General features: G+C 65.1%; 12 protein-coding genes and 1 pseudogene. 5 read left to right on the forward strand and 8 right to left on the reverse strand.

Annotated elements, in window-relative coordinates:
• Window positions 1-71: 71 nt before the first annotated feature.
• Window positions 72-431, reverse strand: coding sequence for a nucleotide pyrophosphohydrolase (locus tag L6Q67_RS22580; RefSeq protein ID WP_296575394.1), 360 nt, complete (start codon window positions 429-431; stop codon window positions 72-74).
• 3 nt (window positions 432-434) lie between these two features.
• Window positions 435-1,226, reverse strand: coding sequence for a crotonase/enoyl-CoA hydratase family protein (locus tag L6Q67_RS22585; protein WP_296575405.1), 792 nt, complete (start codon window positions 1,224-1,226; stop codon window positions 435-437).
• Between the two features lie 204 nt (window positions 1,227-1,430).
• Between L6Q67_RS22585 and L6Q67_RS22590 the strand changes: the two genes are divergently transcribed.
• Entirely contained in the window at window positions 1,431-1,952 is a 522-nt protein-coding gene (locus tag L6Q67_RS22590; protein WP_296575409.1) for a gamma carbonic anhydrase family protein, read from the forward strand.
• Between the two features lie 63 nt (window positions 1,953-2,015).
• On the opposite strand, the gene L6Q67_RS22595 is transcribed toward L6Q67_RS22590, so the two are convergent.
• Complete coding sequence (locus L6Q67_RS22595; RefSeq protein ID WP_296575412.1) at window positions 2,016-2,873, reverse strand: endonuclease/exonuclease/phosphatase family protein; 858 nt, start codon at window positions 2,871-2,873, stop codon at window positions 2,016-2,018.
• Between the two features lie 259 nt (window positions 2,874-3,132).
• On the opposite strand from L6Q67_RS22595, the gene L6Q67_RS22600 reads away from it, so the two are divergent.
• Window positions 3,133-3,993, forward strand: a complete 861-nt coding sequence (locus L6Q67_RS22600) for an HDOD domain-containing protein (RefSeq protein ID WP_296575415.1) — start codon at window positions 3,133-3,135, stop codon at window positions 3,991-3,993.
• 12 nt (window positions 3,994-4,005) lie between these two features.
• On the opposite strand, the gene L6Q67_RS22605 is transcribed toward L6Q67_RS22600, so the two are convergent.
• Window positions 4,006-5,934, reverse strand: a complete 1,929-nt coding sequence (locus L6Q67_RS22605) for an alginate lyase family protein (RefSeq protein ID WP_296575418.1) — start codon at window positions 5,932-5,934, stop codon at window positions 4,006-4,008.
• A 519-nt stretch (window positions 5,935-6,453) separates the two neighbouring features.
• Between L6Q67_RS22605 and ada the strand changes: the two genes are divergently transcribed.
• On the forward strand, window positions 6,454-7,536 hold the full coding sequence (ada, locus tag L6Q67_RS22610) for a bifunctional DNA-binding transcriptional regulator/O6-methylguanine-DNA methyltransferase Ada (protein ID WP_296575422.1): 1,083 nt from the start codon (window positions 6,454-6,456) through the stop codon (window positions 7,534-7,536).
• The gene (locus tag L6Q67_RS22615; RefSeq protein ID WP_296575425.1) at window positions 7,533-8,426 is read left to right on the forward strand and encodes a 3-methyladenine DNA glycosylase 2; all 894 of its coding nucleotides are present in this window, start codon (window positions 7,533-7,535) and stop codon (window positions 8,424-8,426) included. The genes ada and L6Q67_RS22615 overlap by 4 nt, the downstream gene beginning before the upstream one ends.
• Window positions 8,427-8,912: 486 nt before the next feature.
• Here the strand turns inward: L6Q67_RS22615 and L6Q67_RS22620 are convergent, their stop codons facing one another.
• Window positions 8,913-11,468 carry a tape measure protein gene (locus L6Q67_RS22620; protein WP_296575428.1) on the reverse strand — a complete coding sequence of 852 codons (2,556 nt, stop codon included), beginning with the start codon at window positions 11,466-11,468 and terminating at the stop codon, window positions 8,913-8,915.
• A gap of 177 nt (window positions 11,469-11,645) precedes the next feature.
• On the opposite strand from L6Q67_RS22620, the gene L6Q67_RS22625 reads away from it, so the two are divergent.
• Window positions 11,646-11,786, forward strand: coding sequence for a hypothetical protein (locus tag L6Q67_RS22625; RefSeq protein ID WP_296575430.1), 141 nt, complete (start codon window positions 11,646-11,648; stop codon window positions 11,784-11,786).
• Window positions 11,787-12,179: 393 nt separating this feature from the next.
• Here L6Q67_RS22625 and L6Q67_RS22630 read toward each other — a convergent pair whose 3' ends face one another.
• From L6Q67_RS22630 to L6Q67_RS22640, 3 genes and pseudogenes are all read right to left on the reverse strand, one after another.
• Window positions 12,180-12,584: a Mor transcription activator family protein gene (locus L6Q67_RS22630; RefSeq protein WP_296575432.1), complete on the reverse strand. Its 405-nt coding sequence runs from the start codon at window positions 12,582-12,584 to the stop codon at window positions 12,180-12,182.
• Between the two features lie 422 nt (window positions 12,585-13,006).
• Window positions 13,007-13,234, reverse strand: a pseudogene (locus L6Q67_RS22635) (integrase core domain-containing protein); the annotation flags it as partial.
• A gap of 110 nt (window positions 13,235-13,344) precedes the next feature.
• Window positions 13,345-13,827: tetratricopeptide repeat protein (locus L6Q67_RS22640; protein ID WP_296575435.1), on the reverse strand; the 483-nt coding region annotated here is incomplete at its 5' end.

Consider the following 13,827-nt stretch of genomic DNA (forward strand, 5'->3'; position numbering starts at 1 on the left):
ACCCGGACGCGGGAACGAAGGATCAGGGGCGCGATGCTATCACCTCCCCTGCCCCGCCGCCTCCCTGCCGATCACTCCGGCGCGTTGTACTTGCGCCGGGAGCCCCGAAACTGCGCCGCCGGGTACTTGGCCTCGTTCTTTGCGAGCTTGGCCAGGGTGGCCGCCTCCAGGTCGATGCCGGCCCGGTCGGCGATCAGCAGCAGATAAAGCAGCACATCGGCGCACTCGTCCTCCAGGGCTTCCCGGGCATGGAGTTCATGCGGCAGCTCCGCCACCTCTGCATCGCTCTTCCACTGGGTCAGCTCCAGCAGCTCACCGGCCTCCAGGTTGAGGGACACGATGAGATTGCGCAGGGAATGGAACTGGGCCCAATCCCGCGCATCCCGGAAAGCGGCCACCTTGCGGGTCAGCGCATCCAGATCGGCGGCCATGGGTCAGGCCTTCTTCCGATCAAGAAACGCCGCCACCGCCTGATCGTGCTCGTCGGAGCTGTGGGTCAGGGCCTGGTAGGCCGCCGACAGCTCCAGGATGGAGTCGAGCCGCGTGGTCTGGGCCTCGCGCATCAGGCGTTTGGTCATGCGCAGGGCCTGGCCCGGATTGGCCGCGATGCGGGTGGCCAGCGCCCGGGCTTCGTCAAGGAGCTGCTCTGCCGGCACCACGCGGGACACCAGCCCCACCTCCAGCGCCTGCCGTGCATCGAGCAAATCACCGGTGAAGCTCATCTCCGCCGCCCGGGCGTAACCCACCACCCGCTGCAGCAGCCAGGCGCCGCCGTCGCCCGGAATCAGCCCCAGTTTGACGAAGCTCTCGGCAAAGCTCGCCTTCTCGGAGGCAATGCGGATGTCGGCCATGCAGGCCAGGTCGCAGCCGGCACCGATGGCCGGCCCATTCACGGCGGCGATCGTGGGTACGTCGAGGCGGTAGAACGCCAGAGGAATACGCTGAATGCCGTTGCGGTAGTTCTCCCGCACCGCCATGCCATCGCCTTCCGCGAGGCCGCGCTTGTCGCGAAAATCCTTGACGTTGCCCCCGGCGCAGAATGCGCTTCCCGCACCGGTCAGGATGACCACCTTGACCGATGCATCCCGCTGCACCCGCTCGCAAGCCCCTACCACGGCATCCCACTGGGCCTGGCTCGACAGGGCGTTGCGCTCCTCGGGCGCGTTCAGGGTCAGGGTGACGATACCCCCCTGTTGTTCAAAAACTACAAAATCCTTTGTCTCCATACCACTCTCCTCATCGCTCGGCATGCCTCGCGAAATCGTCCCGACAGGCCCGTCGCATAAGGCTAAGCCCTTATTTCCCTTGCTTAAACTGACCCACAATGAGTCCAGCTCCCCTTGCACTCGAACGCTACCCTGTTATTATGGCGCGCTCTTCAGCCGGCCATTCGGCGGCACGGCTGAAACCACCATAACAGGAAAAATAACATGCCGATTTACCGCCTCGGAGAACGCACTCCGCAGTTGAGGGAGGGTGTATGGATTGCCGACAACGCGACCGTCATTGGTGACGTCCGTCTCGGCAAAAATGTAAACGTGTGGTTCGGTGCGATTCTTCGGGGAGACAACGACCCCATCACCATCGGCGACAACACCAACGTGCAGGACGGCTCGGTCCTGCATACGGACGACGGCGTTCCCCTCGACATCGGTGCCAACGTCACCATCGGCCACAAGGTCATGCTGCATGGCTGCACGGTGGGCGAAGGCTCGCTGATCGGCATCAATGCCGTGGTGCTCAACCGGGCGGTGATCGGCAAGCACTGCCTGATCGGTGCCAACTCCCTGATCCCCGAAGGCAAGGTGATTCCCGAACGTTCGCTGGTGTGCGGCTCACCGGGCCGCATCATCCGCGAGCTGACCGACCATGAGATCAGCCGCCTCCAGGCCAGTGCCGACGGCTACGTGGAAAATGCCCTGCGCTACCAGGAAGAGCTGGTCAAGCTGTAAGGCTTTAGATAGCGTACAAACTCAAGCGGGGCTGGCGTCTGCGGACGACCGGCCCCGTTGTTTTCATTGCAGCGTGAGGACCACCGGCTGATGATCGGATGCGGCGGTGGCCTGATCCACCGCCACGGCCTCCACCCGGTCCACGAGATCGGCGCTGACAAAGAAAAAGTCGCAGCAGTAGGCACGATCGGGCCACTCGGCGCCGTTCAGGCCCACCGTGTTCAGGTGTGGAATGTCTCCGTAGCAGGCCCGCCAGGCATCCTCCCAGCCCGACACGTCGGCGCTGATCGGTGCGGTCATGCGGTAGAACTCGGGACTGCCGGGCTCGCAGTTGAAATCACCACAGACCAGGGCCGAGGCCGGACGCGGCCACACCGCAAACGGCGAATCAGGGGCGCAGTCCCGGCCGGTCTGCCCGCCCATGTTGGCAAGGCGCACGGCGTCACACTGCAGGGTGTGCAGGGCCGCGATCTGGGTCATGCGCTGCACGCGGGAGTAATACTCCAGGTGAGTGTTGAGCACCCGCAGCGCGCCGGATGGGGTCTCTACCACCGTCTCGAGACACACCCGGGGCATGCTCGGTACGCCCTCTTCCGGCGGACGGGGCAGACTATGGCGAAAGACCTGCCCGACCGGCAGGCGCGACAGGGTCAGGTTGCCGAAGCAGCTGCGTCCACCCGCCCCGTCAGGCACATCAACGCCGGCCGCAAAGTGAGTGCTGTAACCCGGGAAGGCCGCCGCCAGAACGGCCACCTCATCCACCGGCCGACCGTCGTGCAGACCGGCGAATCCGATGGATACCTCCTGCAGGCACAGCACGTCGAAATCCCCCAGGGTGTGAATGGCGGCAATCGTGCGCTGCAGATCGACCACGCCGTCCGCACCGCGGCCCCACTGAATGTTCCAGCTCAATAGCTTCATTGAAAACCTGTTCTCCATGATCACCGACCCCATTCCGGTCGGACCGTGCCGGGATCGTTGAGTCGAGCATAGCAAGGCCGGCCGCCGCGCTCCTCTCCAATCGACCGGTGGCCGTGCTCAATTGCCGAACGGCCTGCAGGTCTTTGATAAAAACAGGATTTTTGTCACACATGCAAAAATCACCCGAGCGCCCGGTGGATGTTCAAGAGGTACAGCGGGCTGCCGTAAACCTTCTTGTCACCCGCCAACGATCACGCCCATGAGCACACCCCAGGAACTCGTCGCCTGCATCGAAAGGCTTGCCAGCCTTCCCGCCGTCTATCACCGCATCCGGGCCCTGCTCGATGACCCGGACAGCTCAGTGCATGAGCTTGCCGAGGCCGTTTCCAGCGACGCCGGCATCACGGCGCGGGTGCTGCGGGCAGTCAATAGTGTGCTGTATGGCTTTCCCGGCAAGGTCGAAACGGTCGGACGGGCCGTCAATCTGATGGGCATGCAGCAGGTCCACGATCTCGTCCTCAGCACCTCGGTGATTGGCGCCTTCTCGGGCATCCGCCCCGCCCGCATGCACATGATCCGCTTCTGGAAGGACTGCGTCTTCCGCGGCCTGGCTGCCCGGGCTGCTGCCCGGCAACTGGGCACCGGAGATCCGGAGCGCATGTTCGTGGAAGGCCTGCTGGCCGACATTGGCCACCTGGTGATGTTCCAGGCCGCTCCCGAGGCCGCTGACGCCGCCCTGGCCGAGTCACGACGCAGCCATGCCCCCATTCACCAGATCGAAGACCACATCGTCGGCTGCAACTACGCAGAGGTCGGCGCTGCGCTGGCGACGGCATGGCACCTTCCCAGCGGCTTCGCCACCGCCATCGGTGCCCAGCTCAACCCGGTGATGGGTGGGCCGCACGTCACGGAAGCTGCGCTCCTGCATGTGGCCAACCATATTCTGGCGACCGAAGAGGACGCCGAGAGTGATGATCCGGATGAAACCGCCCTCTCACGGATGGACCCCATGACCCTGGTCCGACTGGATCTCGATGTCGCCAAGCTGGCAGCCATCCGCACTGCGGCCCGGGACGAGAGCGCCGCGGTGATCGCACTGTTCTTTCCCAGCCAGGCCTGAAGGGCGCAGGCCTCAGAGGCGGCGAAACACGGTTTCGAGGGATTCCCCCGACATCACGCTGCCTCGCCAGACCACCGTGGTGCTGGGCTCCACATGATCGTAACCCCGGGAAACCCAGCCGGCCAGCGGCACCTCGGAGCCATGCAGCACGCTCACGTCACCGCCCTCAGGCAGGATCATGTCGAGGCAGATCGGGCCGCTCGATACGCTCAGACCCTCGGGGGTGCAGGTCACATTGCAGTCTTCACTGAAATGCCAGTAGAGGGTGACGTTCTGTGATGTGGTGGCAAAGACCTGATCCTGCACCGTCAGGCACCCTGCCCGCTTGTCCAGGTGCCAGCTGCGGCGATGCACCGGCTTGCCCGGCAGGCGCCGGTAGCCATCGTGCTCCGCAAGCAAACGCTCGGTACCTGGGCTGCTCTCCCGTTCGAGGACGCTCGTCCGGAAGCGTCGCAGCCACATGAAGCGCCCCCCGGATACCGCCTGATCCTCGCCGCCCAGGACCAGCGTGTTGTGCATGGCGCTGCCACGAAAGCCATGCCGCCATTTTCCGGGGCCGTGGTACGTCCCGGTGCCCGGATCAATCAAGAACTGCCGCCCGGCCACCGACAGGGTGAAGGACAAGGCATCCGCATGGCTGTGGGCGGCGACCCCACCGGGGCCCAGCGGGCCGGCATCGGCCACCACCCGAAACTCGTCCGGTGAATCCAGGTTGCTGCCCAGCACGAACACTCCACCTTCCGGAAAATCCATCCGGCGGGTGGCGGGGGCTCGCTGCAGCAGCAGCCGGTCGAAGCCGGTGCACACATCTGCCCCCAGCAGCCACATGGTCCGCGGGTCGAGCACTCCGGCCTTGCGTGCCAGGGAAGGATTGCCGAACAGCATCGCCCCGGTGGCAAGCTGGGATTGAAACAGGCAGCCTCCCGCGCTGATCGACAGGCCAGACACCACGCTGTCATCCGAATCGCCAAACAGGGGCACCTGTCCGCCCGAATCCATGATGCCGGCCACGTACTCCAGCATGGCCTCCATCCGCCGCCAGTAGGTTTCGGAGAAGGGCTTGCCGGTTCCCCGGGCCGCCAGCCCGGCAAAGAGCAGGAAGTCCCAGACAAACTGCTGGTAGCCCGTCGCCTGCTCCTTGTGCACTCCGTCGGCGGTGGTCTGGCGCAGCACCTCTCGCTCCAGCCCGTCCCGCCCGACCCGTCGCCAGGTCTGGGCCTCACGCCACTGGGGCCAGGTGGCGCCTGCCACAAACAGCCCGGCCAGCTCGCCGATCAGCGGGTGGCTCGTCGCCGAATCGCGGGAGCGGAAGCCCCGGATGAACTCCGCGTGCTGCCAGATGCTGCCGAGCCAGTCGGTGCGCAGGACCTTGCCCACCGGCCGCTCGAAGAGAGGTGACTGCATACCGCCGATCAGCTGCCACACAATGGCCCAGTTGATCAGCCGGATGCCCGCTTCCATGGCGCTCGACCAGTTGGGCCCGCGTGGATGCGGGCACTGGGCGAACCAGCTCTCCAGCAGGCTGGCGATCCCGTCCAGGTAGCGCTCGCGGCCGGTGATCTGCCAGGCCTGGGCCAGCACCACGAGCTCCCGGTGGCGATTGAGCTCGCGCAGATACTTGATGTCGCCGACGACTGCCGTCGCCCGGAAGGACATCAGCTTTCCTTCGGTAAGGGGGAGCAGCACGGCCTTGTCCGGGTTGCGGTTCCACTCGGGTGGAAAGCCCAGCCCCATCAGGCGCGAGAAGATCCGCCACTGGCCAGAGAGCACCTCGTCTGCGCGCTGCAACGCCACGCCACGCAAGGCCGGCGCGGTGGCCGGAAGCCAGCTGACGCCAACCCGGTCCAGGCGGGGCGCGGCCACCGGTTCGGGCAGGCGACGGCGCGCCATTGCCCGACTGGCGGTGGATCCGGCCCGCTCGACGATCTCCGCTACGGACATGCAGCGCAGCCGGTTCCAATACCACCCAACCTGGGTCAAGCTAGACATAACCTTGATCGCTCCATGCTCAGCCGGCCTTTCGCGTGCCGTGCATCCATCACTCCTGACTGCCCGATGGTCCACACCCCGGGTCGATCCCTCACCGCCGTCGGAATTATCCCGACCCCTCCTCCCGCCCCTCGTGGCGGAGGGCACGCATCGGGTCGCCTTGCGGGATGTGAGGCGTGATCTCCTTGGCGAGCGTCCTCGAAAGGTCTGCTCCACCGTCGACCACAGCCGTTAAAAAACGCCAAATCCCCAAAATGACCGGCAAAAAATCGTTTCAAATCGACAACAAAGCTACCATCTATAAACGATAGGTCAAATAATTTGTTTTTGTGGTTTGTGTTGATTTTCAGATCGCCGCGTGAGGGGGGCGCAAACAATAGACGAATTCGATCGCAAGGAAGCGGATGCACGCTTGGCGCAAGCCGGCTAGATTGGGGCCTTCGGATACCAGCCACGAAAGGCAGGCCCCTTATGCAGGGCGACACCTCCCCACGCGCCAAACGCGCGGCCCAAATCTGCAGTGATCCACGCTGGACGGCGGTCATCCACAAGGATGCGGCCGCCGACGGGCGGTTCTTCTTTGGCGTCAGCACCACCGGCGTGTACTGCCGTCCATCCTGCGGTGCCCGCCGGCCCCGTCCGGAGAACGTGAGCTTCTTTGCGACCACGGCCGAAGCCGAAGCGGCAGGCTTTCGCCCCTGCCAGCGCTGCCAGCCCGACCTGCCCCCGCTGGCCCAGCGCCATGCCGCCCTGGTCACCGCCCTGTGTCGCCACATGGAACAGGCCGAAACACCCCCTTCACTTGAATCCCTGGCCCGGCAGGCCGGCCTCAGCCCCTGGCACCTGCACCGCATCTTCAAGGCCGCCACCGGCCTGACGCCCCGGCAGTACGCCCTTGGCCTGCGGACAGCGCGATTGCAGGCCCAGCTGGTTGACGGAAAGAGCGTCACCGATGCCCTCCACGCCGCCGGCTTTGGATCGGCAGCCGGCTTCTATGCCGCATCGGCCCCTGCGCTGGGCATGTCACCCCGCCGCTATCGGGCTGGGGGCGCCGACACCGACATCCACTACGCCATCGGGAACTGCAGCCTGGGCGCCATCCTCGTCGCGGGCAGCGCCAAAGGTATCTGCGCAATCAGCCTGGGCGACGAACCCGAGGCCCTGGTCCGCGAGCTGCACACCCGCTTTCCCCAAGCCCGCCTGAGCGATGGCAACGCAGCCTTCACCGAGCAGCTCAGGCAGGTGATTGCCCTCGTCGAAGACCCGGGCACGGCCAGCGCCCTGCCCCTCGATATCCGCGGCACCGCCTTCCAGCAGCGGGTCTGGCAGGCCCTCCAGGGCATCCCGCCGGGCACCACGCTGAGCTACACCAGGCTGGCCCAGCACATCGGCGCCCCGGCTGCCGTAAGGGCCGTCGCCAGCGCCTGTGCCGCAAACGTGCTGGCGGTGGCCATTCCCTGCCACCGGGTCGTGCGCACCGACGGCGCGTTGGCAGGCTATCGCTGGGGGATCGAGCGCAAGCGTGCCCTGCTCGATCGGGAAGCGGAACAATGACAGCACCTGCCGGGCCTTGCCTGGGCTGCCAGCTGCCGCTCCCCCAACACTTCCGCCAGGCCGACTTTCTCGCCTTCCACGCCCGCGACCCCCACAGGCTGGCCGAGCGGGTCGGGCCTGACAGCCTCGACAAGGGAATGATGTGGAAGGGCCTGCCTGCCCGCCTCGCCCTGCGTTTCAGCGCGGGCGGCGTGGCGCTGCAACTCTGGCTCGATGACGTGCCCGACACGACGGTGCCCGAGTTCCACGAGTGGGCCCGGCGCTTCCTCGGCCTCGACCAGCCGGTGGCCGCCTTCGAGGCGGCCTGGCGTGCGCACCCCCAGCTTGGCCCGCGGATCGCCGCTTGTCCCGGCCTGCGCATCCCCCAGGCGGCCACGCCCTTCGAGGCCTTGATCTGGGCCGTAACCGGTCAGCAGATCAGTCTTGCCGCAGCCATCACGCTGCGCAAGCGCCTGATCGAGGCCTGCGGCCGTACCCGTGACGATCTCGCCTGCTTCCCCGACGCTTCCGCCGTGATCGGCCTGCCGCTTGCACGCCTGACGGATGCCGGCTTCTCCCGCCGCAAGGCCGAGACCCTGGTCAGCATCGCCGCCCGCGTCCTCGACGGCGATCTGCCCCTGGACAACTGGTGGGCCCGCCGCGCCCCTGCCGAGAGCGTGCGGGAAGCCCTGCTGGCCATCCCCGGGGTCGGCCCGTGGACGGCCGACTACACCCTGCTGCGCGGTTTTGGCCACGCCGATGCCTCCCTCCAGGGCGACGTTGCCGTAAGACGTGGCCTGCAGACCCTCATCGGCCACGCCGACAAGCCCACCGTCGCGGACACCGCCGACTGGCTGCACCGCTTCGCACCCTGGCGCACCTTTGTCGCTGCCCATCTGTGGCGCCTGTGACCACTGGGCGAGCTTGACGGGTGATGGCAGGGTCACCCTTTTGGCATGCCCCTTTGCCGTCCGCAGCGACACCGACGCGCATGCCGGGGTGCCGCTCCGGGGCGGCGCCGGATAAATTCCTGGCATCGTTGAGAGCGCGAAACGCGACGTAGCGAACCCGCAGGAATAATAAGGAGTCGCGGAAATAAAATGGGTTGATCGGCGGGGATGGCTCGAAGGGCCTGCAAACAGCGACGATTGATCTTGTAACGGCTGTCGCGTAGTCTCGGCGGCATAGCGGGTTCGCCACGGACGTTTACGCTGGGGGGGCCGCAAGGTCAGCATCAGCAGCTTGCTGCCTATCCAGCCGCAGGCCTTTGCATTTGGGGTGCCGGCCATCTTGATCTAGCAAGCCCCCTCACGTGTTGTTCAGGCATAGCGGGATCGTTCCGGACGTATAGGCTTGGGGGCGCCGAATGGCGTGCATCAGCTGCTCGCTGCTCTACTTCATTGCGAGGAGCGCTGGGCTTCCTCAAGCACCCGAATCAACGTTTCCACACTGTCCTGATCCGTTACTTTGACTTGCGAAGCTCTGCCATTGAGGTTGATCGTAACGGTGTGACTGCTCAACTGTGGCGCGCTACTGCTCGAGAGACTGGAGTTCGAACTTAAGGGCCGCTTTACGATGTTCCCCAGCCCCACCGGTGACGATCCTGATTCTCCACTAGCCCCCCCATTCGAACCCCTCCACGATTCTGCTGCGGCCATTTCAGCAGCCCACTGGACGATGGCTTCGAGGTCTAAGCCCTGGGTGCTGCTGTAGAACTGAGACTGGCTCTTCGCTTGCTGGTAGAAGCCTGCGAATTGCTGCTTAAAGTCGTTCATCTGGTCTGCGCCAATACCAAAGCGGGCGGCCAGTGAATCAACGTCGACACCGGCCTGCAGCACATTTCCACTGGTGTCCCGCACCCAGTCATCACCTGCCCGATTGGCGGCGCTGCTGTAGTCGTCGAGCTTCTCCGATGCCCGATCCCAGGCAGCGCCGATGCGATCCGCCGCGGCTTCACCCGCATCCCCCACCTTGTACATTTCCTGCTGCAAGCGCAGCACGTCGGGCAGGATGCCGCCATTGGCAGCCCGGGCAGCGGCCCCGTACTTCTCCCATGCTGCCTGCAACTCGGCCAGGGTGCCGCCATTCGATTTGATGTACTCGAAGGCCTCTCGGGCTGATGCCTCGGCTTCCTGCAGGGCCTCGCGGCTCTTCAGGCCCAGAGCCTCGAAGGCTTCGGTCAGGCTGTTGATGCCGGGTTTGAGCTCGTCGAAGCGGTCCTTGGCTTTGGCCAGCCCCTGGGCCAGGCGATCCCCGGTCACCAACCCGGCGTTACCCAGCTCCACCCACCGATCCAGCACCGCTTTGGCGGCCGCTTCGGTGCTGGCGGCTGCGGCGGCCTGGTCCAGGCTGGCCGCCAGGGCCGCCCCTGCGTTGAGGCCCTTGGCCCGCACGTCATCCACCCGGGCTGCCAGCACGTCGAAATCGTTGATGGCGGCCTGGGCGGCGTCGTTGATGCCTCCGGCCAGGGTGCCCCAATCCTTGCCGGTACGGCGCAGGGCCTCGCCCAGCTGGGCTTCGAGGGCGGCGGCCAGACGGCGGGCGCCCTGCTCGGACTCGTCAAACGCCGCCCGGGCATTGACCTCGAAGGCCTGCAGGTCGACACCCTTGAGCGCCCCTTCCCACGCGTCCTGCACCTGGTCGGCGCTGATCTTGCCCCGCTGGGCCAGGGCATCCAGGGCGGCACCGGCATCGGCAATGCCCTTGATGTTGGAGAGGTCGAGATCCTTGCCGATCTTCTCGAGGGCGGCGGCCGCACCGTCACCGGCCTTGGTCATGGTGCCAAAGTCCGCCACCAGCTTCTTCGCTTGCTCCGACAGGCCCAGGGCCTTGTCGGTGGCGAGTTGCTTTTGCTGGGCCAGCTCGGCATCCGCAGCGGCGGCTTCCCTAGCGGCCTTCTCGGCGGCCCGGGTGCGGGTCTCCACCTCTTCCATCGCCTTGCCGTAGCCCATGGCCTTGGCGGCGGCCTCGCCCAGCCACTTGCCGATGTCCACCAGGTTGGTGACCAGGAAGGCCAGGCCGAAGCCCTTGAGCAGGCTCAGGGCGCCGGCCAGCCGGCCGGCACTGGCAGCAGCAGCGTCGCCTGCCGTTACAGCCCCCGCCTTGGCGGCGTTGTTGGCGATCTGGGCCGTGGTGTTGGCCTGGGTGGCGGCCGTGTTGGCGACTGTCGCCGTAGTGTCGGCCACCTTGGCCACCGTCGCGGCGGTTACGGCGGTTTTAAGGGCCAGGAACTCGGCGGCGATCCCGTAGGCCTTCCACGCCAGATAGGCCTGCCCGGTGTTGATGAGGGCGCTGGCGAGGAAGTCGAAGTTCTTGGCCAGGCCTTCGATGGCAGCAGCAGCCGTAGCGCTGGCCCCCGTGGATTGATCGAGCTCGCCAATCCAGATCTGCCACTGGGTTTGCAGGTCGGTGATGGCCCGGCCGATGGTGGGCGGCAGCTTGCCGAACTCGGTTTCAATGGCCCGGGCCTGGCCCTGCAGGGCACGGATGACCGTCTCGCTGGACAGCTCCCCCGCCTCGGCCATCTTGCGCAGCTCGCCCGTGGTCACACCCAGGCCGTCGGCCAGGGCCTTGGCCAGGCGGGGTGACTGCTCCATGACGCTGTTGAACTCGTCGCCCCGCAGCACGCCGCCCTGCAGGCCCTGGATCAGCTGCGTGAGCGCAGCCTCCGAGGCCTGGGCCGATGCGCCAGACAGGGCAATCGCCTGGTTCACCGTTTCGGTCAGCCGCAGGGCATCGGCCTGGCCGACGCCGATCTTCTGGCCGGCATCGGCCAGCTTGGTGAACAGGGTCGCCGTGGCGTCGAGGGAGGCGTTGGTGTTGAGGGCGATCTCTTCGATGCCCTTGAGGGTGGTGTTGAAGGCCTCGCCTTCGCCCACGGCCATCTTCACCTTGGCGGTGAGGTTAGTGTAAGCGTCGGCCGTGGCGGCGACCCCTGCGGCACTTGCAGCCAACCCCTTAGCAGCCTCAAACCCAAGGAAGAGACCCTTGAGGGTGTTCAGCTCTGACGATATTGACCGCACGCTCGTCGAGATAGCCTCGTTGGCCTCGGACGCCTTCCTTCCCGTACGCTCCGATGCCCCCCCGATGGCATCAAGGCCGTCTGTGGCTGCTTTCGCGCCCGCAGCCGTTTGACCGACACCCTCATTCAGCCCGCCTACGCTATCGCCCAGTGCTTCAATCTTCTTCTGGGCGTTTCCCGCATCGGCCGTTATGACCAAGGCGATGCCAAGTTTTTTGTCAGCCACGATGCTTCCTATCGGTCAAGATGAGCTCGGCCAGAAACCTCACTCACGCCTTGCTCTCCTTTGGGATGCTCGGCCGGATCTCGTTGATTTCTGATCAGCACAGGCAGGCTTGCATCAAACAGGCGCCATTCAGCTATCGCAGTTTCGATCAAGGCGAGTTCGTGTGCGTAGGGGGAGTGGTCAGCTTGAATCATGCACTGCGCGTCCAGTTTCACGACCAGACGCGCGGGCGAGGTAAGTGCGTCTCGAGCGGCTTCAAGCGCTTGGTGAATGTGGAGCACGATGGCCCCCTTTCTGAATAACGGTTTGGCTCCCACTACAGGGCTGGATGGGGGCAGCGGCCAGTGCCGCCTCAGCTTCCAATCCTTTTGCCAAGTGCTGCTTGATGAATTCGATGACACTCACTCTTGACATCTCCTATTCACAACCCCGATTGATGATGGCCTCAATCCACCGATCACTCAGCCCGAATTCGTCCACGAGCCGCGAAGTGGCACGGCGAAAGCTCAAGCCCTCACCGCCGCGGGCTACATCTCGCGTGAGAAAGTCCGCCCGATCACAAATCGCCCTATCGCGAGCGGCCTGCTTTTTGGCGTAGCCCTTCTTGAGGTAAAACTCCTGCCCACCAAAAACCTTGATGAGTTTCTGAAGTCCATCAACGCCGATAACCTCACAGAGCTCGTGTGCCACCTTCGACTCGAGGGATCGGGGTATCCGCAGGCGCCGCCCGCCAAACTTCAGCATCAGCGCGCTGACCTGTTCTTGGCCGACCGTTTCAACCAACGACTCAAGAACTTCGTTTTCCCGGTTTGACTTCTTCACGCTCTTCCCCACCTTTCATGACGACGCAAGACTGAAGGGATTCCGCAGGAGGCGTAAGGAAGAAGCGTTTCGGCGGGGTGGGCCATGCCAGTGAACGGCAGCTGTCTCACTGCCGGCCTGAATGACGCTCAGTGGAGTATGGAAACAGCGTCCAAGTTGATCACGTGCCCCACCGTGAAAACGACTGCCACGAGAAGACAGGCCGGCTTTGCTTCCGGAATCAGCCCAGGTGTGAGCCTGAGGGTCTTTTAACCCAGAGCATTGGGCTTTTTGCACATGAAGATCCGGAGCACCGCCTCCCCCGGAGCACGCCACAGTACTGTCTTTCTCGTCCGTGGACCGGAGATGCTGGGGCAGCAGGGCGTGTCGGTGAGCCTGCGCACTGAACCGCCCCGCCTTTGGTGGAGGCCATTTGGTTTAAGTCAGGCCGGGGTTGCTGCCTGACTGGCGAGTTGCCGGTAGTAGTTTGCCTCAGCTTCTGCAGGCGGGATATAACCGATGGGCTCCAGCAGCCTGTGGTGGTTGAACCAGGACACCCATTCCAGCGTCGCCAGTTCCACGGATTCGCGGGTTTTCCAGGGCGCCCGCCGATGGATCAGTTCGGCCTTGTACGGCCCGTTGATCGTCTCGGCCAGCGCGTTATCGTAACTTAAAGCGCTCCGTCCTCAACGATTCCAACCGCCCGGTGGGGACCCGCATGCCGGTGGCGTGTGTGGGAGGGGTCGGTCAGCTAAGCTGGCCGCCCCTATCCCAATTGGCGCTACAGTCCCTTGTCCGCCAGCCTGCGCTCGCAATACTCGATCATTGAGTCGAGATCCGGTATCTCACAGGCTCCAGCTTTAAGTGCGCGCAAAATCGACAATGCCTCCTGAAGCAACGCCGCCGCCTGCGTCGAGTCCATAGCAGCGATTCGAATCAGCGAAACCACTACGTCCCGCTGGTAGTCGGCCCGCACGGGCTCGGCCTGCGCCAGACACTGGGCGATTTCCAGGCTGTCCTCGTAGTAGCGGCGGGCCGCCTCGCCCTCGCCCAGCGCACCCAGCAGATCGCCCAGCCGCTCATAGGACACCGACAGGTCCCGCTGGTAGTCGGCCCGCCCGGGCTCGGCCTGCACCAGACGCTGGCGAATTGCCAGGCTGTCCTCGTAGTAGCGGCGGGCAGCCTCGCCCTCGCCCAGCGCCTTCATCAAATCGCCCAGCTTGATGTAGGACACCGACAGGTTCCGCTGGTAGTCGGCCCGCCC

Source organism: Zoogloea sp., assembly GCF_023150065.1.
GTDB lineage: Bacteria > Pseudomonadota > Gammaproteobacteria > Burkholderiales > Rhodocyclaceae > Zoogloea.